22 protein-coding genes and 2 pseudogenes are annotated in these 24,482 nt (G+C 61.7%); 11 read left to right on the top strand and 13 right to left on the bottom strand.

Annotated elements, in window-relative coordinates; translation table 11 throughout:
• Positions 1-233: 233 nt before the first annotated feature.
• Positions 234-599: a response regulator transcription factor gene (locus V1289_RS02140; RefSeq protein ID WP_334395432.1), complete on the bottom strand. Its 366-nt coding sequence runs from the start codon at positions 597-599 to the stop codon at positions 234-236.
• A 103-nt stretch (positions 600-702) separates the two neighbouring features.
• Between V1289_RS02140 and V1289_RS02135 the strand changes: the two are divergent.
• Positions 703-931: pseudogene (locus tag V1289_RS02135) on the top strand (cell envelope biogenesis protein TolA); the annotation flags it as partial.
• 376 nt (positions 932-1,307) lie between these two features.
• Here the strand turns inward: V1289_RS02135 and V1289_RS02125 are convergent.
• From V1289_RS02125 to V1289_RS02115, 3 genes and pseudogenes are all read right to left on the bottom strand, one after another.
• Positions 1,308-1,502 (bottom strand): annotated as a pseudogene (locus tag V1289_RS02125) (IS5/IS1182 family transposase); the annotation flags it as partial.
• Positions 1,503-2,275: 773 nt separating this feature from the next.
• On the bottom strand, positions 2,276-2,605 hold the full coding sequence (locus tag V1289_RS02120) for a hypothetical protein (RefSeq protein WP_334395431.1): 330 nt from the start codon (positions 2,603-2,605) through the stop codon (positions 2,276-2,278).
• A 1,268-nt stretch (positions 2,606-3,873) separates the two neighbouring features.
• The gene (locus V1289_RS02115) at positions 3,874-4,089 is read right to left on the bottom strand and encodes a hypothetical protein (RefSeq protein WP_334395430.1); all 216 of its coding nucleotides are present in this window, start codon (positions 4,087-4,089) and stop codon (positions 3,874-3,876) included.
• 337 nt (positions 4,090-4,426) lie between these two features.
• On the opposite strand from V1289_RS02115, the gene V1289_RS02110 reads away from it, so the two are divergent.
• Positions 4,427-4,630, top strand: a complete 204-nt coding sequence (locus tag V1289_RS02110) for a cold-shock protein (RefSeq protein WP_074278311.1) — start codon at positions 4,427-4,429, stop codon at positions 4,628-4,630.
• 762 nt (positions 4,631-5,392) lie between these two features.
• Here the strand turns inward: V1289_RS02110 and V1289_RS02105 are convergent.
• The 3 genes from V1289_RS02105 to V1289_RS02095 form a co-directional block, all read right to left on the bottom strand.
• A complete protein-coding gene (locus V1289_RS02105) occupies positions 5,393-5,578 on the bottom strand; it encodes a hypothetical protein (protein ID WP_309177048.1) in 186 nt (61 codons plus the stop codon).
• A gap of 1,011 nt (positions 5,579-6,589) precedes the next feature.
• On the bottom strand, positions 6,590-7,144 hold the full coding sequence (locus V1289_RS02100) for a metallophosphoesterase (protein WP_334395429.1): 555 nt from the start codon (positions 7,142-7,144) through the stop codon (positions 6,590-6,592).
• Between the two features lie 258 nt (positions 7,145-7,402).
• The gene (locus V1289_RS02095; protein ID WP_334395428.1) at positions 7,403-8,026 is read right to left on the bottom strand and encodes a transglutaminase-like cysteine peptidase; all 624 of its coding nucleotides are present in this window, start codon (positions 8,024-8,026) and stop codon (positions 7,403-7,405) included.
• Between the two features lie 140 nt (positions 8,027-8,166).
• Here V1289_RS02095 and V1289_RS02090 point away from each other — a divergent pair, with 140 nt between their 5' ends.
• Positions 8,167-8,370: a hypothetical protein gene (locus V1289_RS02090; protein WP_334395427.1), complete on the top strand. Its 204-nt coding sequence runs from the start codon at positions 8,167-8,169 to the stop codon at positions 8,368-8,370.
• A gap of 94 nt (positions 8,371-8,464) precedes the next feature.
• The gene (locus V1289_RS02085) at positions 8,465-9,097 is read left to right on the top strand and encodes a hypothetical protein (protein ID WP_334395426.1); all 633 of its coding nucleotides are present in this window, start codon (positions 8,465-8,467) and stop codon (positions 9,095-9,097) included.
• 111 nt (positions 9,098-9,208) lie between these two features.
• On the opposite strand, the gene V1289_RS02080 is transcribed toward V1289_RS02085, so the two are convergent.
• Entirely contained in the window at positions 9,209-9,823 is a 615-nt protein-coding gene (locus V1289_RS02080; protein WP_334395425.1) for a PilZ domain-containing protein, read from the bottom strand.
• A 286-nt stretch (positions 9,824-10,109) separates the two neighbouring features.
• Here V1289_RS02080 and V1289_RS02075 point away from each other — a divergent pair, with 286 nt between their 5' ends.
• The 3 genes from V1289_RS02075 to poxB all read left to right on the top strand — a co-directional run bounded on the left by V1289_RS02075 (position 10,110) and on the right by poxB (position 13,805).
• Entirely contained in the window at positions 10,110-11,090 is a 981-nt protein-coding gene (locus tag V1289_RS02075; protein ID WP_334395424.1) for an MBL fold metallo-hydrolase, read from the top strand.
• A gap of 36 nt (positions 11,091-11,126) precedes the next feature.
• A complete protein-coding gene (locus V1289_RS02070; protein WP_334395423.1) occupies positions 11,127-11,900 on the top strand; it encodes an enoyl-CoA hydratase-related protein in 774 nt (257 codons plus the stop codon).
• Positions 11,901-12,068: 168 nt separating this feature from the next.
• Positions 12,069-13,805, top strand: a complete 1,737-nt coding sequence (gene poxB, locus V1289_RS02065; protein WP_334395422.1) for a ubiquinone-dependent pyruvate dehydrogenase — start codon at positions 12,069-12,071, stop codon at positions 13,803-13,805.
• A gap of 21 nt (positions 13,806-13,826) precedes the next feature.
• Here the strand turns inward: poxB and V1289_RS02060 are convergent, their stop codons facing one another.
• Entirely contained in the window at positions 13,827-14,381 is a 555-nt protein-coding gene (locus V1289_RS02060; RefSeq protein ID WP_334395421.1) for a PAS domain-containing protein, read from the bottom strand.
• 453 nt (positions 14,382-14,834) lie between these two features.
• On the opposite strand from V1289_RS02060, the gene V1289_RS02055 reads away from it, so the two are divergent.
• Together V1289_RS02055 and V1289_RS02050 are read left to right on the top strand one after the other, a co-directional pair.
• On the top strand, positions 14,835-15,629 hold the full coding sequence (locus V1289_RS02055) for a rhomboid family intramembrane serine protease (protein ID WP_334395420.1): 795 nt from the start codon (positions 14,835-14,837) through the stop codon (positions 15,627-15,629).
• 232 nt (positions 15,630-15,861) lie between these two features.
• On the top strand, positions 15,862-16,290 hold the full coding sequence (locus V1289_RS02050) for a CBS domain-containing protein (RefSeq protein WP_334395419.1): 429 nt from the start codon (positions 15,862-15,864) through the stop codon (positions 16,288-16,290).
• Here the strand turns inward: V1289_RS02050 and V1289_RS02045 are convergent, their stop codons facing one another.
• Positions 16,291-17,334, bottom strand: coding sequence for a patatin-like phospholipase family protein (locus V1289_RS02045; protein WP_334395418.1), 1,044 nt, complete (start codon positions 17,332-17,334; stop codon positions 16,291-16,293). It abuts the gene before it with no gap.
• A gap of 231 nt (positions 17,335-17,565) precedes the next feature.
• Between V1289_RS02045 and V1289_RS02040 the strand changes: the two genes are divergently transcribed.
• Entirely contained in the window at positions 17,566-18,630 is a 1,065-nt protein-coding gene (locus tag V1289_RS02040; protein WP_334395417.1) for a hypothetical protein, read from the top strand.
• A gap of 207 nt (positions 18,631-18,837) precedes the next feature.
• Here the strand turns inward: V1289_RS02040 and V1289_RS02035 are convergent, their stop codons facing one another.
• The gene (locus V1289_RS02035) at positions 18,838-19,509 is read right to left on the bottom strand and encodes a hypothetical protein (protein ID WP_334395416.1); all 672 of its coding nucleotides are present in this window, start codon (positions 19,507-19,509) and stop codon (positions 18,838-18,840) included.
• Between the two features lie 313 nt (positions 19,510-19,822).
• Positions 19,823-20,473: a hypothetical protein gene (locus tag V1289_RS02030; RefSeq protein ID WP_334395415.1), complete on the bottom strand. Its 651-nt coding sequence runs from the start codon at positions 20,471-20,473 to the stop codon at positions 19,823-19,825.
• Between the two features lie 939 nt (positions 20,474-21,412).
• Here V1289_RS02030 and V1289_RS02025 point away from each other — a divergent pair.
• Positions 21,413-23,887, top strand: coding sequence for a putative bifunctional diguanylate cyclase/phosphodiesterase (locus V1289_RS02025; protein ID WP_334395414.1), 2,475 nt, complete (start codon positions 21,413-21,415; stop codon positions 23,885-23,887).
• A gap of 9 nt (positions 23,888-23,896) precedes the next feature.
• On the opposite strand, the gene V1289_RS02020 is transcribed toward V1289_RS02025, so the two are convergent.
• The gene (locus tag V1289_RS02020) at positions 23,897-24,460 is read right to left on the bottom strand and encodes a nitroreductase family protein (RefSeq protein ID WP_334395413.1); all 564 of its coding nucleotides are present in this window, start codon (positions 24,458-24,460) and stop codon (positions 23,897-23,899) included.
• Positions 24,461-24,482 lie beyond the last annotated feature (22 nt).

Below are 24,482 nucleotides of genomic sequence, written 5' to 3'. Positions count from 1 at the left end.
TGAAATCTACCGGTGTTCTTGTCGCGCTTGGTCCAGGTGCTTTCGCTCATGGTCTTGCTGCGAAGTTGGGTGCGCTTCCGGACAGCGCCTCTCCGGGCATTGTCTCCAATCGGTTTGTTGGTAGCCATTCTTCCTCCGTCCAATTCTCTCGAACACCAACCGCGGCGGTCGGAGCGAGCTCCAGAAAGCGCGGACGTGCCCGCACACGCCGTCGGTAGAACCGCCCGACGATATCAATGCCGCGCGGCCCGACTTTTCCTTCTCATCCCTTTCACGGCCTTGACGAGATCCTCTGGATGATAGGGCTTCTGCAAGGACAGACTGCCCGCGACAGGCCGGGCCTGGACCGCTGAGAAACCGGTCACGTAAATCACCGGCAGTCCGGGATCATGCTCGCGACAGCGTTCGGCGACCTGCCACCCGTCGATCTTTCCGGGTAGCTGGATGTCGGTAACCAGCACGTCGGCGGCCTGCCGCCCGCACCATGCCAGGGCATCTTCGCCGTTCTTCGCGTGGATCACGTCGTAGCCTTCCTCCCGCAGCGCTTCGACGACCAATTCGCGGATAAGGGGGTCGTCCTCGACGACGAGTATGCGCACGGCGGCTCCTCAACATCCTGAATCTGATACGAATCGAACGGCCGAAACGTGGTGCGGTTCCTTCGCGTCGAACTTCCCAAGGTTCGACAGGTCCGTCGAGGGGATCGATGGCCAGAAACTTAAGACCTTCCAGACGTCCCTGGGCTTCTACGATCCGGCGATAGCGGCGCCATCGATGAAAGCGGCGTTGGAAGACTGGGGCGCGAAGAGTAATTTTTTCCACCAAGTGCCGCGAAGACTCCGTCGTCGCGGCGACGATGTCGAAGCCCGGCGTCGTCCTAACGCGACCTGTCGGATCAGACAGCCCCTTCAAGGAACATGCCGAGCTGCCTATGACTCGCCGATGACCATGCGCGCCACCCTGATGATGGTGGGGCGGCTCAGCACGGCCGCCGCTCTCGACAGAAGACGAGGCACAAGCTCGTCCATGGGACCATCGAAGGCTTCGGCCGCGCTTCGGACGGTCTCCATATTGGGGACCACCGCCGAGCGAACCACCGCGCGGAACAAAAATAGAGGTAGATCGAGCCTTTGACGACGCCGGCCTTGCGCGCGATGTCGTCGAGTTTGGCCACAGCGAAGCCGTGATTGGCAAAGATGCCCAAGGCCGCGGCCGTGATTTCGGCGGGCCCTGCATCCTTTCGCCTGCAACGCTTGCGAGGTTAGGTGATTTCGATCGGCGTGAACGACGAAAGCAGATCGAAATTGTGGCGCGATGCTCTTCTCCTCGACCAGCCAGTTCGGCATCGAAGCAGGCCCATAGGCAGTATCGGCCGCGAGTCGCTCCGGCTTGAGACCGAAGCGCTCTTTCCGGTCGATCATGGTCCTTGCTGCGCCGACCTCGGCCTGGCGAATGGCGCGGGATGCTTCGACGTCAACGATGACGCCGTACCTCACGTCGATAGTCGCTGCCATTTTTCTCGTCGCCGGTGATGGACCGAACCGGCGCGTAAGTGTTGAACCGAAAATGTCGCAAGGGCCTCCGCTCTCCACCAGAGCTGGGCCTGGCTTGTTAGGTGTGTCGCTCTCGCAACGTCACAATTGTTCCATTGGTCTTCGAACCGTTTTTGACTTCACAGGGTGGCGAGTCCGGTGTTTGATTATGGCGGACCCGGGGTAAGGGCTTTTATCTCGAAGACATTTTGAGGCGGGTCCAAGAGGCCGCTGTCCAGCGCCAGCGGTCTCTTCGTTTGCTTGGAGAGGCCGTCCGATGCCGACGCAAGTATGGGCTCTCGCCACGTCAATCGGCTGGACAGTCCTCGTGGCCGTGATCCTGCTCTATATGATCTTCGGCCCTAGCGAACCTGGCGGCCCCTAACCGAGAGATTGTAACGAGAAGGGTGCGAATGCCTAAACCTCGCGGATTGCGCAGCCGTGTCTGCGGGGCTGCCGGGCGGGTAGATCCGAGCACACGGGGCATGGCTTAGAGCGGGAAATTGGCGGTAACCAAAGCGATAATGGTCATCGCCAATAGCGCGGCGCCGAACCAAAGCCACTGCCGAGACGCCGTTTCGGGCTCTAGTTCGTTCATTTTCCTTTCGCCTTCAGCCATTCGCCTTGGTTGCCGTTAAAGCCGCGGGCCTGCAAAGCTAACTTCGCACGGAATCTCGCGATGTCTCGGAGTAGTTCGTCGCGGCCGGGCCCCTGTGGAAGTTTGCGGGCGGTGGCTTCTAGCTTCAGCGCGAGAACACCCGCGTTCCGGACGACCATCTTGGTTTGTCGCCCACCGGGCTCGCGCCAATCTCCCACCCCGCGCCTCCCCAGATCGCGTCAACGACGCCAAGCTCACCCGCAACATCACGGACAAAAAAGATGTTCGGGGTGGAATTGGTTTGCAGCGCGCCGCTGTTCCCATTGGGCTGCTGCCTCAACAGGCACCAGACATCGACGAGGCTGCTCTCGTGGCCTTGGCCCAATTTCGCCAAGATATCCCTGTCGCTTGAGGATGCGTTGAGGACGTAGGTTTGAAACGATGCGTCGCCTGTATCGTCCTCGACCTTGCCCATGAACCGGCGCACGAATGTCGCACCGAGCCATGAAATCTTGATGGCAGCGCTTGACGAGAAGTCTTCCTTGAAATGTTCCCGAGCGACGAATTTTTCGGTATGAGGGATTGCCGAGGTCGACGATGGATCGGATGGTTCCTCAGCTTTCGGGCGCAGGGAACATCCGATGTGGTCCATTGCAATTGCGGAACCCGGTTGGCCCGTTTTGGAATCATCTGCAGCGACGCTGAAGCCCGGTGCAGCCAGAAGAAAAACCAGCGAGAGGTTGAGGCTTAACCGGCGCATTTTGTTGTTTTCCCTGCGTTCGCTTTGTTCGCGAAGACAAGGTAAACCGCATCGTGCAGATGTAAATCAAAGAACGGGTTTCTGGTTAAGGATAAAAAGTAACGTCAATTGCAATCCAGATTTGAATCAAATGACGGTCGAACTTGGCTGTCGGAGGCGCGGCTGGTTGCGGGCGCGCGTCGGAGCCGAGCAAACCCATCAGCAAGCGCATCTATATTCGTATATCGCGAGTCGACAGCAGCATCGGCGGATTCTCGCGCGGCACCGAACCGGTCGGCAATGCCCGGCAACATCTCGCTTGCGCTCGCAATGGATCGCTCCAGCTCCAGCGAACGCGCCAAGACAGATTATTCGCATAAGCCGGAATTCGCCATATCCAGATGGTCTCGTAAACACTGTCTCCGAAGTGCTCGACATCGGGTTCTGCTGTCGGCCAGACAGCCGAGCAAAAGAGAGCGAACGTCAAGGTCATCGCAGCTGTGATAATCACTTTGCGCATCACGCGCCTACCTTTCCTGCCTGTCGCGGGCTTTTGATGTCCTGCGACTCCCATCGCGCCGACTTGCGATATGTCGAATGCGTTAGCTCCGGGGCGACATCGACAATAACCGCCGCTTACATGCGGCGCGGCGCCATTTGCACACCATGTGTCGTCTGAGTTCTCGAGTCTCGCACCTCGGGTCGCCGATCGACCCCATGATGCTTGAACAAAGTTCTTTTTCCGCAACGATCGAACGCAAGTAATGCAGCTGTCATAATCGCAATAATCACGTGTAGGCAATTCATCCTAACAACCATAGGTGAGTGCGAAACATAACTCTTTCGGGTTATCCAGCACCCAACCCGCAAAAACCCCGTAGAATTACGTCGCCTTACGATGATTGTCCCGTCCTGAAGCTGACGGTGTTCTCAGCAAAAGCTGCCAGCAACTTCTAAACAGCACAACGCCGCTCAGCCGAGTATGGTGGCTGGTCGGCGTTGTCTCAAATCGTTGTCGATTTAACCGTTACGACGGCAACGCCTTTTGCGATGGCGTCTCGAAATGTATCCTCGAGAGCGGGGTTGGCCTGCAACTCCTCGACGGCATTGAATTTGGAATCCCGTGCCCATTCGGCGCCGGGAAGGGGGACGGGTAGGTCCCATTCGTCGAGCACGTAGGCCACCCGATCGGTGCGCCTGCCGCGATTCAGCCATTCCAAGTATTTCCGGAGACGACGAACACCCTGGCCCTCGCGTTGAGAGCCCGCACCAGCGCTTGCGCGCTGTTTCCGGCCTATTGGATCACCTGCTGGATCTGAGCGAGATGGGTCTCACAAGACAGCTGGTAAATCAGGTTGATCAAAATCGCCCACATGACCGAATCCCCTTTGGTCTAATGGGGGAGAGGCTAGGCCGGGTTTGTTTCCGGCCGGCTTCGCGGTCTTGGAAAATGGTTTCGTGGCCTTATCAGCCCGCCGGCTCCCCCGGCGGGTTTTTCTTGCGGTGTGCCTCGCTATCAACCTAAATTACTGGACTTGCGACAACGGGAGAGCTGGCGTGGCGATAGGTACAGTGAAGTGGTTCAATCCAACCAAAGGGTATGGTTTTATTCAGCCGGACAGCGGCGGCAAGGACGTGTTCGTGCACATTTCCGCGGTGGAGAAAGCCGGCTTCAGTTCGCTGGCTGAGGGTGCAAAGGTCAGTTACGAAGAGAAGGAAAACCGGGGCAAGACGTCCGCGGAAAATTTGAGAATCGGCTAACGGACCAGGGCGCATCCGGCGCTGCTTGCCGTCGATGCCGACGCGGGGTTCCAACTGTCCAGCGGTGGACAGTTGGGATCGATCTGGCTTCACCAACGGTTGTTGGACTTGCGCCGATCTCGCGGGCAATCGCCCTATCCGCCTTGCGGGGGCCGGCGGCAATTGCCTCCGCCGCGCGCTGCGCTTTCGACACCAACGGCGCGCCGCAATTGCAGCTTGCATCCTCGCTCGCGAAGACTTTCAAGATGATCCTTGTCGCCAAACACTCCTCGCCGAGCCGGACCTGACGCAGAGGGCCCCGTGGTCGTTCGAATCGGGGGGCAACAAGGTGCAATCCTAATAAATTGTTAATCACGGATTGCTACGGATTGGCTCAATCGCGGATAGTCCCCAACCCCCCGCGAGAATACGGAGACCCGCCGACCTCAACCCCCGGCGGGTTTCTGCGTTGTGAGCCTGTGCCCATGCGCGCTTGCTCAAAGAGCGTAGTTATGGATGAAGTGCATGTTGGTGACAGCGGCACAGACTCGCCCATGCGTTGGCGCCGATCGATGAGGAAGCACAACCGGCAGCGGCTGGCGGGCCACGCTAGGGCGGCTGTGCCGGCAGTCCTTAAAAGATACGCCGCCGGGCTCGAAATGCTTTGTCCCGGCGGTGCCCTGTCTCAAACTGGGTCCCTGGCAAGTCCCAGCCATAATTGCAACAGCTATGCCACAGGGATGTGGAACACGACGGCGGGGCTTCGGTCCCGCGCCCAGCGCGTTACGGAGCCGCCGGGTGTTCTTCTGGCCAATTACCCGTTGAGTCACCTGATTGTCGGCAACGGGCACTATGTTCGGTCATCACTTTCACCGCCTCGTCTTCATCGGCGCAGAAAGCAATGCTTTGCCGATCGGCAAACACGAGCCACTGATGACGGCCAATTTCCTTGATGACGTATTCAGTCATTTCGGCGCCCGGCAGCGAGTAGGCTACATCTTATGCCCAGCAGCGTTGCAGGTTTATTAACCCCAACTCGCCACGATCACTGCGACCTTCTGGTGCTCACTGACGCGAATAGAAGCCGCCGCTGATCTCCAACCCAGCGGCGGCTTTTTCGTGCGGCTGCCCGGCCACGCGGACTCGCCCATGCGCAGGCGCCGATCGACCGGCACATGACAGCCCGCAGACCAAACCACGCCAGCGACCGTCTCAAGCCGGGTGGTGGGGCCGGGTGATCCGTTATCGGGTTATCGGGCCGTCGCGCGCTTCTGCCTTGGGGGCTCTGTTGGCTGAAGTGCAGGACTCGCGTCAATGGAGTTAAATTAACCCAAATCGGCGTGGCGGAGACATTGTCGGAATGCGCGGCGTGGCAGCCGTGCAGCCATTTCGATTTGGGGTTTCGCCCCCGCCAATCAGCGCTTCAAGGAATTTCGTGGGCATTGGCGACACTTTCATACGGTTCGCTCCACGCGGAGCGTCGGAAAACGCTGAAGGCATAGCTCCCCCTCCGTCGTCCTCCCCTCCCGAGGAGGGGACACGGTCTGGGACCACGATTTCCAATCGCTTTATCCGGGCAGCGCGTGACGTGCGCTCAAGCGGTCCTCCGAACAGGGGTCGGACCTGTCCGAACGGGGGATGAGTTGCCTCGGTTTATCGCGCGCCGATCGTGATACTGCGCGCAAGGCCGGAGGTCCTGACATGCGGCTTCATTGTCCGTTCGGCCAGGCGGAGAGCCTACGATATTGCCGGTGTCCTATGGTCAGAACCGACTTTCTGACTCGGGATTGAGCGACCGAGCGCGCTGCTGTCGTTTATCGGAACGGCAGGCGGAAGTGGCCTCGCCGGCGGTCGGGAAAAGGCAGGATCAAAACCCGTCCGCAATTCTCGCTGCCCGTTGATCGTGAGACTTTGATTGCAGCTGGATCCTTCGAGCAGCCGCAATCGCAGAGCCCACGGTCGACCGAACGCGGGGTTTGATCAGCGCGCGGGAGGCGCGCGCTGGCGCGCAGCAGCTGAGTTTGATTTCGCCATTCGGACGTTGAGTCGCTCCCGGCCCAGCCACGGTGCCTTAATCTCCTCGATGCCGGCCGGTGCGAAATTCCAGCAATCGACGCCGAGCTCGCAGCTTTGCGAGTCCCCGCGGAGGTTGTCGTGCCTATGGACGAGGTGGATGGTGCCGTGGTGCGCTCGGTTCCAGACCCGCACGGCAAAGTGACAGGCGTCCGGTAGGGCGATGTGCAGAAGGCTGTCTACCGTACTCGAGCGCTTCGAGAAGCCCGTCTTCCAGCGGTTCGAATGGTCGCGGTTGCCGAGGATCAGGCGCTTCACGCCATTGAGCCGGTCCAGATACGGGTCATGGTCGGCGAAGGCGAAGTCGCCGACGTGGTAGACCATGTCGCCAGGCTTTACGCGATCGTTCCAGTACCAGATCATCATCTCGTCCATCTCCTCGACGGAGGTGAACGGCCGTTGGGCGAGCTCGATGATCCGCTTATGACCGAAGTGGTGGTCGGAGGTGAACCAGATGTTCATGGGTGAACATCCGTAGAACAAATTCCCCAGATTTTCCCCGACTTGACACGTCGTGTTGCCGAGTCGTTCCGTCTCGAGGCGTCGCGAGACGTCGTTGAGGGGACCGCTAAAGCCCTTTGATTTATAAGGATTTCAGCGTTTTCAGGCCGAATCAAAAAGTTGCGGCCAGCCTTTGGGGGAAGGCTGGCCGCGCGCGAACCGGTCTGGGACGGGGAGGGGTGGGGATGTGACCGGGTCGCGGGTTCGTAATTCCTTGCGTTAGCGGGAGCTGGCGGTGGAGACCGCCGGACGGTTGTCACCGAGCGAGACCCACACGTTTGGATCGCTCTGCGACTGACGCTTGACGAAGCGGTAGCCGGTCTCGGTCCAGGCCACGACGCTTTCGTTCTGGTTGTCGAGGACAAACTCGCCCTTGTCGGTTTTCACGGTCAGCACCGCGTGGCCTTCGCCCTTCTTGTCGCGCACCACCGTGATCAGCAGCGCTTCGCGCGGCCAGCCGGCGTCGATCAGCATCTTGCGCTTCAGCAGCACGTAGTCCTCGCAGTCGCCGTAGCCATCCGTCGGCAACGACCATTTCTCGATCACGCCCCAATGATCCATGTCGGTGATCGGCTTGACGGTTTCGTTGACCCATTTGTTGACCCGCAGCAGATCCCGCCATGCCGTCTGCGACATCACGATGTCGCGCGGCTGTGATGCACCGCCGCGGCACTCGCCGGGATTCTCGGCGCAGAATTCGACCCAGCCGATCGGCGAACGTGTGGTCTCGCCAAGGCTGGCATAGAGTGCGTCGCCGGCTTTCGCCGAGACACTCATTGAAACACTCATTCCCAGCAGGACGGCGACGACCGCCAGTCCCTTCCCCTGTCCCCTGAACAACATTGTGGCCCCCGTTTCTTGTTGGGACCATGTTTCGCACAAAGGCTTTGCGCCGCCGCTAAGTAAGCCAAGTACATTTGACGTGAATACAAGTAAAAGATGCGGATAATTCGATCTATACTTGAATAAAACTCGACTAAAATTTGAAGCAACTGCAATTGATTCAAATTTTACCTATTAACGCGGAAAGCGCCGCTATGCTGCGCGTTGTCGCCGCAAACGTTCCCGCCATTAACCGCACGCGGTTGCGGTCGAATGCGTCAAAGCTGGCTGCGGAAAACGCGGACGCAGCCTCGCACGCCCGAAAATCGGCGGTCGCGGCGGCGCTGCGATTTACGGCGCGGTAACGCTGTCTCCGTTCATGCGAATTCGGGCTGACAACGGCGCGCTTGGCAAAGCCGAAAGGCCGTGCATGCATGCCGGAAAAACAGGGAGGTCTTCATGAAACGGCTCGTTTGGGTTTTGTCGACGCTGTTGTCCTTGCTGATCGGGGCCCAGGCGCAAGCCCAGCCGCAAGCCAGGATCAACCCGACCGATCCGCAGCCGACCTGCCCGATGTGCCCCGGCACCTACATCCCGGTCAGCGAACTCGAGGCCTATACGAAGAAGGCGCTCGCCGAGAAGCTGCTCGACCAGCAGGTGCGGGACATCGATATCGGCAAGGCCAATATCGGCATCGGCATGGTTCATCGCGGCAAGCTCGACAAGCCAAATCCCGATTCAGTCGCCGAACATGACCAGATCAGCGAGGTCTATCATGTGCTGTCGGGGGCTGCGACGCTGGTGCTGGGCCCCGATATCGTCAACCGGCAGCGGCGGCCGGCGACCATGCGCACCGTCATCGAATTCAACGGTCCGGGAAACAACGGATCCGAGGTTCGCGACGGCATCGCCTACAAGATCAAGGCCGGGGACGTCGTCGTCATTCCGGCCGGCACCGGTCACTGGTTCACCAGGATCGAGGATCACATCGACTATCTGATGGTGCGGATCGACCCGGACAAAGTCACGCCGCTGAAGAGCGAGGCGCAATCGCAGGACTATTTGTCGAAACCGGCCACGCGGGGCGAATGAACGGCATAGCGTTTTCCAGCGAAGTGGATCCCGGTTCGCATAGCAATCAAGTTTACGCAGATTACGTCGACTTATCTGCGGTAGAAAGCGCGTCAAAAACGAAAGCCAACTCTACTTGTTGGTAACCGCTTCCTCGATCGTGTCCGCGCTCTGCTCGTGGATGAATTCGAGCGCAAAACCTTCCTCGAGGTTTCGCACCACGCGCGACTGGACCTTGCCGAGCATCACCAGCGATTTCAGCGGCGGGCGGTTTTCCGCGGCAATCGCAGCACCCGACGCCGACAGGTCGATGATGCGGCAGGTCATCCGGCTGCCGTCTTCGAGCGTGAGCAGCGCGATCGGGTTGCGCGGCACGATACGGTCGTGGCGGCGGTCTTCCGGCAAATTGAGGATGTCGCGGTTGGCAAGCCAGGTGAGCTGGGCGGCCAGCTTGTCGCGCTTGCGCGCGGTGGAGACGACGGTCATGGCAAAACCGTTGTCGATGATGCGGGTGATCTTGCCCTCGACCCGGCCGATATGGTCGAGATAGGCGATCACGCGGTCGCCGACATTGCCGATGCCGGGCGCCAGCAGGGCGAGGCCCCCCGGCGACATGTTGATAATCTGGCAGGGAAATTCGCGCCGGTCCGGCAGCATGTAGCGGCCGAGCAGGTGGACCTTCACCCGCTGGAAGCGGCGTCGCTCCTGGGCTGCCGGAAGACTGGATTTTTTCTGCGCAAACGACATCTTCGCCACCCGACAGCCGGTCTTTCGGCGTCGTTTGACCCTACGGCCGACAGGGTTAATGAGAGGTTAGCGCGGGTTGCACCGGTTGCATCAAGTGTGGGCAGGAGGGGACAGAGGTCGCGCGCAAAATTGCCGCGCGAGGTGCGACTGCGGCCTCCGTGTCAACCGGAGTCGGCGCCGAAACCGCGCCGGCGTTGACATTGGCATCCCGGCTCAGTTCCCCTAAGTTTCGCGCGCGTCCAAACAGCTCGATCAACGAATGCTGGCGGGCCGGAGGAAATGTTCGATGCGGTTCAAGCTGGGCCTTGTGCTGTCGCTCGCCGCTTCAGTCTTCGCCGGTGAGGTCAGAGCTGGCGAGATGAGGGTGACCCTGCTCGGGACGGGCACGCCGACGCCGCGGCTTGGCAGTTTCAGTGCCTCCACGCTGGTTGAAGCAGGATCCGAGCGGCTGATCTTCGATCTCGGCCGCGGTTCGACCATTCGGCTGTTTCAGAAGAAGATTCCGCTTGGCTCGATCACGGCGCATTTCATCACGCATCTGCATTCGGACCATGTCGTGGGCCTGCCGGACATGTGGCTGACCGGCTGGTTAGGTACACCCTACGGCTCGCGCAAATCGCCGATGGTGATTTTTGGGCCGAAGGGGACGTTGGCGATGACGGAAAATCTCACCAAGGCGTTCTCCGAGGACATTCGCATCCGGATCGACGACGAGAATTATCCGCCTGAAGGCGTCGCGTTCGCTGCGAAGGATATCGAGCCTGGGCCCGTCTATGAGCGTAACGGCGTCAAGGTCAGCGCGATCGAGGTCAATCACGGCGAGAAGATCAAGCCGTCTTTTGGCTATGTCGTCGAGTACGACGGCAAGAAGCTCGTGTTGTCCGGCGACACCAAGCCCGATGCGCGGGTCGAGAAGGCGGCCGAAGGCGCCGATCTCCTGATCCACGAGGTCGCCGTGATCGACCCGGCTCTCTTGAAAGACTATCCGAACTACCGTGCCATCGAAGATCATCACACCTCGCCCGAAGCGGCCGGAAAAATCTTTGCCAGCGCGAAGCCGAAGCTCGCGGTGTATTCCCACATCGTGTTTGCCGCGGTGAAGCCGGTGCAGGATGTGCCGGAGGAGACGCTGATCGCGCGGACGCAGACCACCTACAAGGGGCCGCTGATCGTCGGCCGCGACCTGATGTCGTTCACGATCTCTGACAAGGTCGAAGCGTTCGCGCCGAATGGCGAGCCCTTGAAGCCGCTGACGGCGGGGCAGTGATCGCACCGGTCAATAACAAGAACAGGGAGAGACAAAATGCCGGGAGTTAAGCGGGAGCGTGACGATAGCGTCGGCGTGTTGACGCTGGATGAGCCCAGTAGCCTGAACGCGATGACCCCCGATCTGCTCGGCGATCTCGCTGCCGCCATCGGCGAGATGACCGGCGATCCCGAAATTCGCGCGCTGGTACTGACCGGCGCCGGCCGCGGCTTTTGCTCCGGCCAGAATCTCAAGGCCGCGGCCATCCTCGGCGGCGACATCGTCGCCGGCGTGATGCGCTATTACTGGCCGGCGTTTCAGGCGTTGCGGGAATGCCGGGTGCCGGTCGTGGTCGCCGTCAACGGCGTTGCCGCCGGCGGCGGCTTCAGCCTCGCGATGGCGGGCGACATGATCGTCGCGGCGCGTTCGGCGACTTTCATCCAGGTGTTCAGCCGCATCGCGCTAGTGCCCGATCTCGGTTCGACCTGGCTGTTGCCGCGCCTGGTGGGGCGGCAGCGCGCGCTCGAACTGATGCTGACGAACGAGCCGCTCTCGGCCGATCGCGCCAGGGAGTGGGGATTGGTGCGGGACGTGTTCGACGATGCCGCGCTGCTCGACGGCGCGCTCGCGCTGGCGCGCAGGCTCGCGAGCGGTCCGACGCGGGCGCTGGTGGCGACGCGGCACCTGATCGAAGCGAGTGAACATTCAGGCTATGCCGAACAGTTCCGTCGCGAAATCGAGACGCAGGCTGAAATACGCCGGACTGCGGATGCGCTCGAAGGCCGCAATGCCTTTCTCGAGAAACGTGCGGCGCGGTTCAGCGGACGCTGACGGCGCTCGATTTCGGATCTCCGCGCAACGTCGCGATCGTTCTTGCCGCACAAATCTGTGATCGGGCTACGGACTTGCGCGATTGTATCGCGCCGCACATCATGGACCGTCCTGGCCAATCGGATCAGTCGCGTTATCTCCGAGGCGCGGAAAAATGGATGGGCAATCATGCGGATCGAAAATGTCGCCGACCTCATCGCGGAAACGCTGGTCCAGGCGGGGGTCAAACGCGTCTTTGGCGTGGTCGGTGACAGTCTGAACGGTCTGACCGACGCGTTGCGCAAACGGAAAACGATCGACTGGATCCACGTCCGCCATGAAGAGGTGGCCGCCTTCGCAGCCGCCGGCGAAGCCCAGATCACGGGCCAACTCGCGGTATGTGCGGGTTCGTGCGGTCCGGGTAATCTTCACCTCATCAACGGATTGTTCGACGCTCACCGCAGCCGCACCCCGGTGCTGGCGATCGCCGCGCAGATTCCTTCCGGTGAAATCGGGGGCGGCTACTTCCAGGAGACCCATCCGCAGGAATTGTTTCGGGAATGCAGTCACTACTGCGAACTGGTCTCCGATACAGCGCAGCTCCCATACGTTCTGGAGAACGCTATTCGTGCCGCTGTCGGGCGGCGTGGCGTCGCGGTTCTCGTCATCCCCGGCGACGTCGCACTGCGGCCGGCGCCCAAGCGTGGCATTTCACCAAATGCCGGACTGCTGCCGGTCGCGCCCGTCGTTCGGCCTGCCGAACCGGAGTTGACCGCGTTGGCCGAACTCTTGAACAGTGCCAGGCGTATCACGCTGTTCTGCGGCCGCGGCTGTGCGGGCGCCCATGATCGCCTGATGCGGCTTGCCGAGACGCTCAAGAGCCCGATGGTGCATGCGCTTGGCGGCAAGGAGCACGTCGAGTTCGATAACCCCTACGATGTCGGCATGACCGGGTTTATCGGCTTCTCGTCCGGCTACGCAGCGATGCACGCCTGCGACGTGTTGCTCATGCTGGGGACGGACTTTCCCTACAAGCAGTTTCTGCCGGCCGACGCGAAAATTGCCCAGATTGATATCCGGCCCGAGAATCTGGGCCGCCGGTGCAAGCTCGATCTCGGCATTGTGGGTGACGTTGGCGCCTCGATCGACGCGCTGCTGCCGAGATTGTCGGCAAAGACCGACACCAAACATCTCGACGACAGCCTGAGCCACTACAAGAAGGCCCGCGCAGGACTGGACGAACTTGCCCGCGGCACGCCCGGCCAAAAGCCGATCCACCCGCAATATCTGGCGCGCCTGTTGAGTGAGCTCGCGTCCGAAGACGCGGTCTTCACTGCCGACGTCGGCACGCCAACCATCTGGGCGGCGCGTTATCTTGTCATGAATGGGCGGCGTCGCCTGGTCGGATCATGGGTTCACGGCTCGATGGCCAACGCCATGGCCCATTCGATGGGCGTTCAGGCCTCGCAGCCGGGGCGGCAGGTCATTTCGATGTCGGGCGATGGCGGATTCGCCATGTTGATGGGCGACCTGATCACGCTGACGCAGATGAAGTTGCCCGTGAAGGTCGTGATCTTCAACAATGGCGTACTGGGTTTTGTGGCGCTGGAGATGAAAGCCGCGGGATTTATCGAGTCCGGTGTTGAATTGCAAAATCCCGATTTCGCGGCCATGGCCCGCGCAATGGGTATTCACGCCGTGCGGGTCGACGATCCAGGAGACCTGCCATCTGCGATCCGCGACGTATTCTCCCACGACGGCCCGGCGGTCCTCGACGTCGTCACAGCGACGCAGGAACTGTCCATGCCGCCGACGATCACCGTGGAACAGATCAAGGGCTTCAGCCTGTGGGTGCTCAAAGCCGTGATGAGCGGCCGCGGCGACGAGGTCTTGGACCTGGCAAAGACCAATCTGTTGTCGCGTTGACGTGAACCGGCGCTCGCGGCGCTAGCTCAGCCCTTCATACACCATGAAGCCACGGGCGATCGCGAGCTTGCGCAGGGCACGGGGAACCAGTTTTTCCGGCCGGTGCAGATAGCGCCACGAAGTCAGCCTGAAATCCCGCAATTTACCCAGATCGCCTTCGAACGGCGCCAGCGATCCGGTCAGGCTGATCGGCGCATGCGCGCGGTTGTTGAACGGCAGCAGCAGCAGTTCCAGATGGGCCGGGCGGCCATCTTCGGAGGTGGCGGTGATGCCGGCGACGGCGGCCAGCATTTCCTCGGCAACGCAGGTGATGATGTCTTCGATCTCGCGCCGGCCGTCGTCCGCAAACAGGCCGGAGAAGCTTTGATCCTTCAGATCGCGGCCGAGCAGGGCGCAGACACGGGTTCCGGCCACCCGAAAGGGATAGCCGGCGTCGTTATCGTAGGAGAGCACGAAGATATCGCCGAGCAGGTCGCGTACCGCGCCGGGCTCGATCTCGCTGCGGTCCGGTGCGCGCGCATTGCTGCGTTTCGCGTCCCAATAGGCGAAAAACTCGCGGCTTGACGGATGTTTCATACCTAATCCTTGCCCCGTGCCTGCCTCGGCGGGACACATCTGTCCCGCTTTCGCGCACGCGCCTTGCCTTGGTTGTTGTGCAGGACAGGCTTTGCAGCGTCCATGCCGCAGCCGCGTTTTGGGGCGGCTTTGCGTTGTTAACGTTAAGTTAACTATGAGCTTGGTGATTACCGTCTGCCGTGAGTAGGGTGGAACGCATCAGGTCGCGCCGGCTTATCTCCAGGTTACCGGCGCGGTTGGTACACAGGTGGCGTCAAACAGTTTGGTCATCGCGCGGGGAGGGGTGGGGATGTGTCCCCGTTCCCTTTGGGGCGCGACAAGATCGGCACATCAGGGAGGGCTTTCTCAGAGCCCTCCCTTTTTCGTTGCGATTTGTGCACTTGCACAGTGCGGGTAAAGCCGCCTATCTCAGTCCATTGCTCGCCGAGCCATCCGTCTGAGGTCCTGGACCCCTTGGAATCCCAATTCGAATCTCCGCCAGAATTGCCGCCGGACACCCCGCGCGAGCCGATCCTGACCCTGCCGGGTGCGCTGACCGCCTATGTCGCGCTGCTCGCGGTCGTTCACCTGCGGGTGTTGCTGCCGCCGGAACTCGAGAACTGGACCATTGACGTCTTCGGTTTCATCCCGAAGCGCTACGATTCGACGCTGCTCGACATCACCTTTCCCGGCGGCGCCGGCGCCAAGGTCTGGACCTTCGTCACCTATTCGCTGCTGCACGCCAATCTCACCCATATCGGGTTCAACGTGTTGTGGTTGTTGCCGTTCGGCAGCGCGCTGGCGCGCCGGTTCGGCGCTGTCAGGTTCTTCCTGTTCATGGCGGTGACGGCCGCGGCCGGCGCGCTGGCGCATTTGCTCACCCATGAACATGCGATCGCACCGATGATCGGTGCCTCGGCATCGGTGTCCGGCGCCATGGCGGCCGCCATTCGCTTTGCCTTCGTGCAGGGAAGCTTCCTTTCGTTCAGCCGGGGCGATGCCGACGCCGCGGCAAAAGTACCCGCGCTCTCGCTGGCGCACGCGTTGCGCAATGGGCGCGTGCTGGGGTTTCTGGCGGTCTGGTTCGGCGTCAACATCATCTTCGGGATCGGATCGATCGCGATCGGCGCCGACGGCGCCAGCGTCGCCTGGCAGGCGCATATCGGCGGATTCCTCGCCGGGCTGATGCTGTTTTCGCTGTTCGATCCGGTGCCGCGCGCAGCAGCGCATGCTGCACATGCGTCGCGGGACGGATCGGGCCGAGTCTGATTGGCAAGTCTGATTGGCAAGTCTGACTGCTGCGTCTGATCGCCGCTTGCGGCGAAAGGCGATTTCATCCATCATCTTCGAATGTTGTGACGAACACAAAGCCTGCTGCCGTGCATGACAGCCGTGCTTGCCTATCGCGCCCCGAAACGAAACCGGCGCGGCGCTGTTGATTGAAGACTCGCGAACAAAGTCGAGCCCTTGAAAGGGCACGAACGGATTCAGGGAGACGACAATGACGGTACGTTCAATTCTCGATACCAAAGGCCATCAGATCCTGAGCGTCGAGCCGGACGCCAAACTCTCGGCTGCCATCAAGACCTTGGGCGAGCGCAAGATCGGGGCGGTACTGGTGATTAGCCAGGGCCGCGTCGAAGGCATCCTGTCGGAGCGCGACATCGTGCGCGTGCTCGGCGAGCGCGGTGCAGCAGTGCTCGACGAGCCGGTCAGCGCCGTCATGACGCGCAAGGTCGTCAGCTGCCGTCAGTCGGACACGGTTGCCGCCATCATGGAGATGATGACGCAGGGCAAGTTCAGGCATTTGCCGGTCATCGAAGATGGCAGGGTGGTTGGCCTGATTTCGATCGGCGACATCGTCAAATGGCGGGTCAGGGAATTCGAGCTCGAGCAGGAAGCGCTGCGCGATTACATCAAGACGGCCTGATTATTCCTTGGTCTTTTCGACCGCCTTTTCGGCGTCGCGCGGCGACGGCGGCGCCAGGATGTGGATCGCCTCCTGGATAGAATCGATGGCACGCTCGGCTGCCCGCACGCCGTGGGCGATCAGGTCGTCGGCGCGGTGAAAATCGAACCAGCCGATCTCGCCGACCCGCGGCGAGATCAACAGGTCGGGCGGGTCACCGGCGAGCCGCGCGCGGGTGATGCGGTCCTGCATGATGTTGAAGGCATCGACCATGACGCTGGAGATGCCGGGCCGGCCGCCGCTGCCGAAGAACTCGCGCTTCATGGTGCGTTCGGCGGAGAAGAATTTTCCAAGGCCGCGTTTCGGCAGCTCGGGTTCGGGCTCCGGTACGACTGAGACGTCGGCCGACGGGCCGTGCGAATAGATCGTCGTGCCATGGGCGAAGATGTCGCTGGAGAGATTGGCGGCGATGACGATTTCCGCGCCAAAGGCGCGCGCCGCCGACACCGGCACCGGATTGACCAATGCGCCGTCGACCAGCCAGCGGTCGCCGACCAGCACCGGCGAGAAGATGCCGGGCAACGCATAGGAGGCGCGCAGGCCATCGACGACGCGGCCATGGGTCAGCCAGATCTCGTGGCCGGTGCGCACTTCGGTCGCCACGGCGGCGAATTTCACTGGCAGGTCCTCGATCAGGGCCTGTCCCATCGCCGCCTCGAGCTGGGCGGCCAGCTTGGCGCCGCCGATAAGGCCGGAGCCGTTGAGGCGGATGTCGAGATAGCCGAGGATGTTTCGCGGCTGCAGGCTGCGCGCCCATTGCTCCAGCGTGTCGAGATGCCCGGTGGCATAGGTCCCGCCGACCACGGCGCCGATCGATGTTCCGACCACGATGTCGGGAATGATGCCGTGGGCTACCAGGGTGCGGACGATGCCGATATGGGCGAGCCCGCGCGCGGCGCCGCCGCCCAGCGCCAGCCCGATCACCGGCCGGCGGATACTGCCGAGCCCTACCTTGTCGCGGCCGTCGGAGCCCTTTTGGCCGCGGCCCATCCAGTTATCCAACACCAAAACTCTCCTGCGGCCGACGATACGCGCCGCGACGTGGCCGCGCCAGATTCGCCCCCAGGCATTTCCGTATGCATGGTTTATGCCCAGCGAAAGCTGGCCTAGGCAGGGAATGTGACTGGACCACGACGGCTGACTAACATTTGGGTCTCGATGCCGGTTCCAAGGCGGACCTGCCTTAGTCGGGTCTGGAGGCTTGAATTTGCCGCGTTTTCAGTGAAAAGCATGGCCATGACTTCGCGGGGTAACGGTATCGGTGGATACAGGCGGGCCGGGCGGCTTTTCCCGGCGCTGGCGCTTGCGACCGCGCTGCTGATTCCGGCCTCAGGCTCAGCCCAGATGTTCAGCGACCGCCCGCCGCCGGTGCCGCCGGCCTCGGTTCCGGATGCGCCGTCGGGTGCGGCGATGAACCTGGCGCCGCCCTCCGGGCCGGCATCGATCCCGAGCCTGCCCGCGCCGTTGACGCAACCGACCATCGTGCAGCCGTCGATCGCCACCGTCCCGCCGGTGGTGCCGCCGCCGGGGGCGCCCACCGCGGGCCAGGCGGTGCTGTCGCTGACGGCGCGTTACGGCAAGGATCTGCCGGTCATCAACAGCGGGTTGGTGTGGCGGGTATTCGCCGACAAGCCCGACGACACCGGCACCTTCAAATTGATCCGCGAGGAGCGCGGCGCGACGCCGAACATCGTGCTGCCGCCGGGCAACTATGTCGTTCACGTCGCGCTTGGCCTCGTTAGCGCGGTGCGCACGGTGAGTCTGAAGTCGGAGACCGACCGCGAATCCTTCGTGCTGCCGGCCGGCGGACTGCGCATCGAGGGCCGTGTCGGCACGTCGAAGATCCCGCAGAACCAGATTTCGTTCGCGATCTTCAAGGGCAGCCAGTTCGAAACCTCCGAGCGCGGTGCGCTGGTGCCCAACGTCGCGGCCGGCGATGTCGCGCTGCTGCCGGAAGGGACCTACTACATCGTCTCCAACTACGGCGACGCCAATTCCGTGGTGCGTTCGGATATCCGCGTTCAGGCCGGCAAGCTCACCGACGTGATCGTCACCCATCGCGCCGCGGTGATTACGCTGAAACTGGTCAGCGACAAGGGCGGCGAGGCGCTGGCGAACACCGCTTGGTCGGTGATCACGCCGGGCGGCGACGTCATCAAGGAATCGATCGGCGCGTTTCCGCGCGTGGTGTTGTCGGAAGGCGAATACCGCGCCATCGCCAAGAACGAGGGCAAGGTGTTCGAGCGGCCCTTCAACGTCGTCAACGGCGTCGACGGCGAAGTCGAGGTCGTCGCGCGGTAAGAAAAACCGTTCTTGGTGAGAGGTGCGGCTCGAACTACGGGCGCGACGAGCCATAACGTGTGATGCCTGCGAAGGTGCAACGGGTCAATTGAGTGCACTGTCGTCGTAATTCGAGGGACACATGATTACGCGAGGATCGAAGCCGGCCGATGGCCGAGACGCACACGGCTCGGTTTAGGAGAGCCGATCCGGTGAAACCGGACGCGCTCATAAAACCGACAGGCATACATCCAGGTCACGAAGTTTGTAGGTGATGTCTTCGGGGCGATCATACGACGCTAAAGTCCCGCCGCCCTTGAACTCGCGCCCCAATTCAGTCAGAGGATCGGCAGTTTGCTTTTGTTCGATCCGCATACGAGCGACTTCAGGCCACGCGACCCAACAGGCACGGTCATCGAGACGGTCGTTCAGCGTGAACTTGGCCGTATAGCGCGGAATGACCATGAGTATCGGATGTCGTAATTCCGAAGCTCCATCTCCGATGCCTAGGGCCTTCGCAACCTGTTTGGCATTTCGGTCCGCGATCCAGCCGGAGGTGCGATCGACCCATTCGTTGGCCTTGAGCAGATTGAGTCGCCGGCTTTCGCGCTCCTTTGGCGACAGGCCGAATATGTCCGGCCACTTCAATTGAACCAGGGCAAGCGAGCCGGTCTCCCGATCAAGGATCGCCGCATCCGCGTCGGTGATATGGCTTCCATCCTTGCGGCGTAGCGTCATGCCATGATCCGGCACGAGAAAGCGTGGCTCGTCGAATTGGTTCTTGATGTCTCTGCGGAAATACAGTTCGCGCTGATCAACGACTTTGTCCCAATCGCGGGTGTGCCTAAGGCGCAGCGTACGGACAAGGCCGCAGATTGGGTTGAGGAGCCCGCCGAACAACGGAAGAAGTTACCACCCCCCGCCAACATCCACATAAAAAGGAGCAGGAATCTCATGGTGGAGCTGCCAGGGTCCGACGGACTGTGCATCCAGGGCCAAGTGGGAGATCGTATCGTTCGCATGTTCCGGGCGGTCTCCCGCTTCGATCCAGACAGCTCGGGCATCGCTCTGTAGCACGGGCACCGTCAGCAGGTTTCGGATCGACAGAGCGGGAAACGCGCCCTGAGACGTGAGGCGTAGGCGACGTGATTGAACACCCGACCAAGCGCGGCCACACAAACCGCACGCCATTCCGCAAATGGCCTGCCACCGATCATGGCTTCGTGAGGCAACGCTTCGGCTTCGACGCAACCAAGAACTTCAACCATCGCGCGTTGACGGTAAGTTTCGATGAGGTCGTGATGACCCTCGTAACTGACAAACCATCCGTCATGCACACTGGAAGTCGCGTCGAGCAGGCCTTCCATGGTGGCGGACCCTGCATAAACCCAACGCGGCGCATGGTCTCGCCGTTCAACCAACGCGCAGCATGCCGGTCCATCAGCTCCGCCACACCGGCCTGCATCTCCAACCGCATCGTTGCCGCATCGACCATTTCGCTTCGTGACAAGCCATATCGCTCCATGGCGGCAAAGCGCTGCAATCGAGCTAGCTTGCCGAACTCGATGAGCATTGAGTCGATCCAGTCGGCAATTTGAGGTGTGGCTGGGCCAAAGGGCAGTCCCTTGCCCCCTTTCATCAAGGGCAGAAAGGTGGCAAGCGTGGGCGCGACACTATTAAGGATCAGCCGCAGCTCGTCCAAAGACTCGTCGCCGGACGAGCTATGGATAATATAGGCCGCATAGTCAGCGGAGCGGACGATTTCAATGACGGCTTCGCGTTCAAGTCCGCTCCACGCCTTACGAGCCTGGGCTTGCAGCTCCGCAAGCTTCTCCCGCAAAATGGGTTCGGCAACACTTGTCATGGGCGCAGTCTAATGGAGTTTCGAACCCGCGTACTAGGTGATGTCGTTGCGCACGTCTCGCTCTGGTTGGCCCGGTAGCTGCCAACCTAATCCTGAAGATGACCTTAAGAAGTGGCTTTCTGCTTTCTGAGTGGTTGCGCGAGTCCTTAGGTCGGGTTCCGATCGGGCCTCGGGGCTGAATGCGAAACGCTGACTGGGTCGGCTCGCACGCAAGCACAATCTCGCGACCCGCGTGCGACAAATCAACCCGACGGGCAAATCACTTCGGATTTTCCGAAATTCTGTCAAGCCCAAGAATCAAAAATATTTCGCTTTCGCCGTCGGGCAAATCAGCGGCATGAATCTGCCCGTCTCACCCGATAAGAGGGGCGGATCGCGAGTCGTCACGAACGCGCGGTGGGATGCGGTGGACGCGAAGCTTGCGGAAGACGAACGCAAACTGCGCGGACGGCGAAGACGTGTGGTTCTGGCGCCCGAAAGCTGGCGTCAAGTTCGCGGGAATTATCTCGCGGGCGACGGTGGCAACAGAGCACGGCTCACCGGGAAGAGCGCGTTATAAGCCGTAACCCATTGCGCAGGGAAGGCCGGATGTTCTCCGCTGAACCTGTATGCTCGTGTGCGCAATTTCTTGTGCAAATTGCACACGAGACCGCGGGTGCAGCGCGCACCCGGCTTTCCCTGCGCCCTCTGATTTCCGGGTGCGGCAAACGAAAAGCAAGACTCGGGCGCATCGCGCCGCGAGATCGTGGATTTGTATCTGGATTTGCTGATCGCTCGGCGTTTCAGCCGCTGTCATAGTTGCTAACGGGCACTAACCATCGCATGACTAAAAACTGTCATAATCGCCGCACTGGCGTACCGCGCGCGCAATTTTTACACCCCCTTAAGCCCGACGGAATTGGATGCGATCCGATAAGCGTTGGGGTTGCGGGGACAGTCATGATTGCGGCGAAGAAGTCGTCCGGAAAATTCAATACCGTGATGTTCGGTGATGTCCCGGTCCTGCAACGCAAATGGCTAGCCGCGTTACGCCCGGGCGAAAGACTGCCGCGGTATGAAGACGTGATGCTCGGCAGCCTAGGTCGGCTGGCCGATCATATCGCGCTGCTCCGGGATCACGACGAAACGCTCTGCGTATCGCACACCGGCCGTTACGTTCAGCAATGGCTCAACGACGATCGCTGGGACATTCCCTTGAGCGCGCTGCCGCCGGATTGCGCGACGGCGCTGGGCGAAGCCGCGTCAAGCGCGCTTGCGAACGGGCGTCCCTATCTCGCCGCCGCCCATTGCGTGCGCGACGGGCTGGTCAAGACCTACGACGTGCTGGCGATGCCGACGTCTTCGCGCTGGGGCGGCACGCTGATCGGCGCTTACGTCAACGAGCGCGACACGCAGTATAATCTGCTGGATACGATCTTCTCGGCAACCGACGAAGGGGTGTTGTCGCTGGCGGCGATTCGCGATGCAAGCGGACAGCCGTTCGATTTCCAGATCGTCCATCTCAATCAGGGCGCATCGCGGCTGCTCAAGCAGCCCTCGACCGAGCTGTTGTGGCGCCGGCTCGGCAGCGGCGGAAACCTGCTGGGATCGCCGGAGGTGATCGAACGGTTGCGCGACATCATCGGCAATGGCTGTGGCGGGCAATTCGAAATCGACAGCGATGATCGCTGTCTGAAATTGGGCGCAACCGCCTTCGGCGACATGCTGTCGCTGACGGTATCCGATGTCACGGCGATCAAGCGGCGCGAAGTCTCGTTCCGGCTGCTGTTCGACAACAACCCGATGCCGATGTGGGTGTTCGATGCCGAGACCACGAAGTTCCTCAGCGTCAACGACGCGGCGGTGCAACATTACGGCTATCGCCGCGAGACATTCCTCGGCATGAAGCTGCAGCAGATCTGGCCGGAAGATGAATGGGCATCCCACAGCGAGGCGCTGCGGGAGATCGGCGAAGTCTATCAATCCGCCCGCGACTGGCGGCATATCCGGGCCGACGGCAGCGAGGTCCATGTGTTGACTTTCGGACGGCGGGTGGTGTTCGACGGGCGCGACGGCTATCTGGTGGCCGCGGTCGATATCACCGAGCGCCGCAAGGCCGAGGCGCGGATCGCCCACATGGCCCATCATGACGGCCTGACCAATCTGCCGAACCGCGATTTCTATCAGGATCGCCTGCGCCAGGCGCTGGAACGCAGCCAGCCCGGCAACAAGCGGGTGGCGGTACTGTGCGTCGATCTCGACCTGTTCAAGAACGTCAACGACAGTTTTGGCCATCCGATCGGCGACCGCCTGTTGAAGCAGGTCGCCGAGCGGCTGAGGTCCGAGGTTCGCGGCGATAATCTGGCGGCCCGGCTGGGCGGCGACGAATTCGCGATCGTGCTGGTGTCCGACGTCTCGCCGAACGAGGCCAGCGATTTTGCCGACCGGCTGATCGCCGTGCTGAGCGCCTGCTATGACATCGACGGCATCGAGGTCGTCGTCGGCGCCAGCATCGGCATCGCATTGTCGCCGGGCGACGGCGCGACGTCGGAGGAGTTGATGCGCAACGCCGACATGGCGCTGTACCGGGCGAAGTCGGACGGCGGCGGCGTCCATCGCTTCTTCGAGCGCGAGATGGACCGGCAGGCGCAGACGCGCCGCGACATGGAGCGCGATCTGCGCCGGGCCTCTGCCAATGGCGAGTTCGAACTTCACTATCAGCCGCTGGTCGATATCGCAGCCGACCGGATCAGCGGGTTTGAATCGCTGTTGCGCTGGCGCCATCCGGACAACGGCATGGTCTCGCCGGCGGAGTTCATTCCGGTCGCCGAGGACATCGGACTGATCATCCCGCTCGGCGAGTGGGTGTTGCGGCAGGCTTGCTCCGAAGCGATCAATTGGCCCGCCGACGTCAAGGTCGCCGTCAACCTGTCGCCGGTGCAGTTTCGCGGCCGCAATCTGGTTCAGGCGGTGATTTCGGCGTTGGCGCATTCCGGCTTGTCGCCGCGGCGGCTGGAACTGGAAATCACCGAATCGGTATTCCTCGCCGAGACCGAAGCCAACCTCGCGATCCTGCATCAGCTCCGCGAACTCGGCGTCAGCATCTCGATGGACGATTTCGGCACCGGCTATTCCAGCCTGAGCTATCTGCGCAGCTTTCCGTTCGACAAGATCAAGATCGACCGCTCGTTCGTGAAGGATCTTGCGCGCCGCAGCGACTGCGTCGCCATCGTCAGGGCGATTTCAGGCCTTGGCCGCAGCCTGAACATCACCACCACCGCCGAGGGCGTCGAGACCGTCGATCAGCTGGACTGGCTGCGGGCCGAAGGCTGCAACGAGGTGCAGGGCTTTCTGTTCAGCGCGGCACGGCCCGCGGGCGAGATCGAAGCGTTGCTGGCCGGATTTGGTACGCGGGCGTCGAATGCGGCCGCGTAAGGCGCTGAATCAAAACCGCGTCACGATATCCGACAGCGCCGGGCGCGGGCGGTCTTCGCTCGGCTTGGTCGGCGTGCCGATATGGATCAGGCCGGCGAGCTTTTCGTCCGCCTTCAATCCGAGCCCGTCGAGCACGTCGCGATCGAACACGAACCAGCCGGTCAGCCAGCATGCGCCGTAGCCGAGCGCGGTCGCCGCGGTAACGATGTTCATCGCGCTGGCGCCCGCCGACAGTTCCTGTTCCCACGGCGGCACTTTTGGATGCGGTTTGGTAAAGCTGACCACGCCGACCACCAGCGGAGCGTCGGTGAGCCGGTGTTTCTCGACCTCGATATCGGCGGCCGGCGCGCCCGGATTTTTTCTGGCGAACACCCTTGCGATGACATCGCCGGCACGGCCGCGGGCGTCGCCTTCGAACACGATGAAGCGCCAGGGCGCCAGCTTGCCGTGATCGGGCACCCGGGCACCGATGGTGAGGATGGTATCGAGTTCGGCAGGCGAGGGACCGGGCGCCGTCATCTCGCGTGGTTTCATCGAGCGGCGGGTTTTGAGGAGTTCGATGGCGTCGGGCATGGGTCTTCCTTGATCGGGCGCC

The organism is Bradyrhizobium sp. AZCC 2289, assembly GCF_036924615.1.
Lineage (GTDB): Bacteria > Pseudomonadota > Alphaproteobacteria > Rhizobiales > Xanthobacteraceae > Bradyrhizobium.
This window is presented reverse-complemented; position numbering and strand designations above follow the sequence as displayed.

Bases quoted from the DNA above. Each gene is read 5' to 3' on its own strand.
- V1289_RS02095 (WP_334395428.1), bottom strand. From the start codon at position 8,026: ATGTTGTTCAGGGGACAGGGGAAGGGACTGGCGGTCGTCGCCGTCCTG.
- V1289_RS02080 (WP_334395425.1), bottom strand. From the start codon at position 9,823: ATGTCGTTTGCGCAGAAAAAATCCAGTCTTCCGGCAGCCCAGGAGCGA.
- V1289_RS02070 (WP_334395423.1), top strand. From the start codon at position 11,127: ATGCCGGGAGTTAAGCGGGAGCGTGACGATAGCGTCGGCGTGTTGACG.
- V1289_RS02030 (WP_334395415.1), bottom strand. From the start codon at position 20,473: ATGACAAGTGTTGCCGAACCCATTTTGCGGGAGAAGCTTGCGGAGCTG.
- V1289_RS02075 (WP_334395424.1), top strand. From the start codon at position 10,110: ATGCGGTTCAAGCTGGGCCTTGTGCTGTCGCTCGCCGCTTCAGTCTTC.
- poxB (WP_334395422.1), top strand. From the start codon at position 12,069: ATGCGGATCGAAAATGTCGCCGACCTCATCGCGGAAACGCTGGTCCAG.
- V1289_RS02050 (WP_334395419.1), top strand. From the start codon at position 15,862: ATGACGGTACGTTCAATTCTCGATACCAAAGGCCATCAGATCCTGAGC.
- V1289_RS02100 (WP_334395429.1), bottom strand. From the start codon at position 7,144: ATGAACATCTGGTTCACCTCCGACCACCACTTCGGTCATAAGCGGATC.
- V1289_RS02025 (WP_334395414.1), top strand. From the start codon at position 21,413: ATGATTGCGGCGAAGAAGTCGTCCGGAAAATTCAATACCGTGATGTTC.
- V1289_RS02060 (WP_334395421.1), bottom strand. From the start codon at position 14,381: ATGAAACATCCGTCAAGCCGCGAGTTTTTCGCCTATTGGGACGCGAAA.
- V1289_RS02105 (WP_309177048.1), bottom strand. From the start codon at position 5,578: ATGACTGAATACGTCATCAAGGAAATTGGCCGTCATCAGTGGCTCGTG.
- V1289_RS02085 (WP_334395426.1), top strand. From the start codon at position 8,465: ATGAAACGGCTCGTTTGGGTTTTGTCGACGCTGTTGTCCTTGCTGATC.
- V1289_RS02120 (WP_334395431.1), bottom strand. From the start codon at position 2,605: ATGGGCAAGGTCGAGGACGATACAGGCGACGCATCGTTTCAAACCTAC.
- V1289_RS02040 (WP_334395417.1), top strand. From the start codon at position 17,566: ATGACTTCGCGGGGTAACGGTATCGGTGGATACAGGCGGGCCGGGCGG.
- V1289_RS02020 (WP_334395413.1), bottom strand. From the start codon at position 24,460: ATGCCCGACGCCATCGAACTCCTCAAAACCCGCCGCTCGATGAAACCA.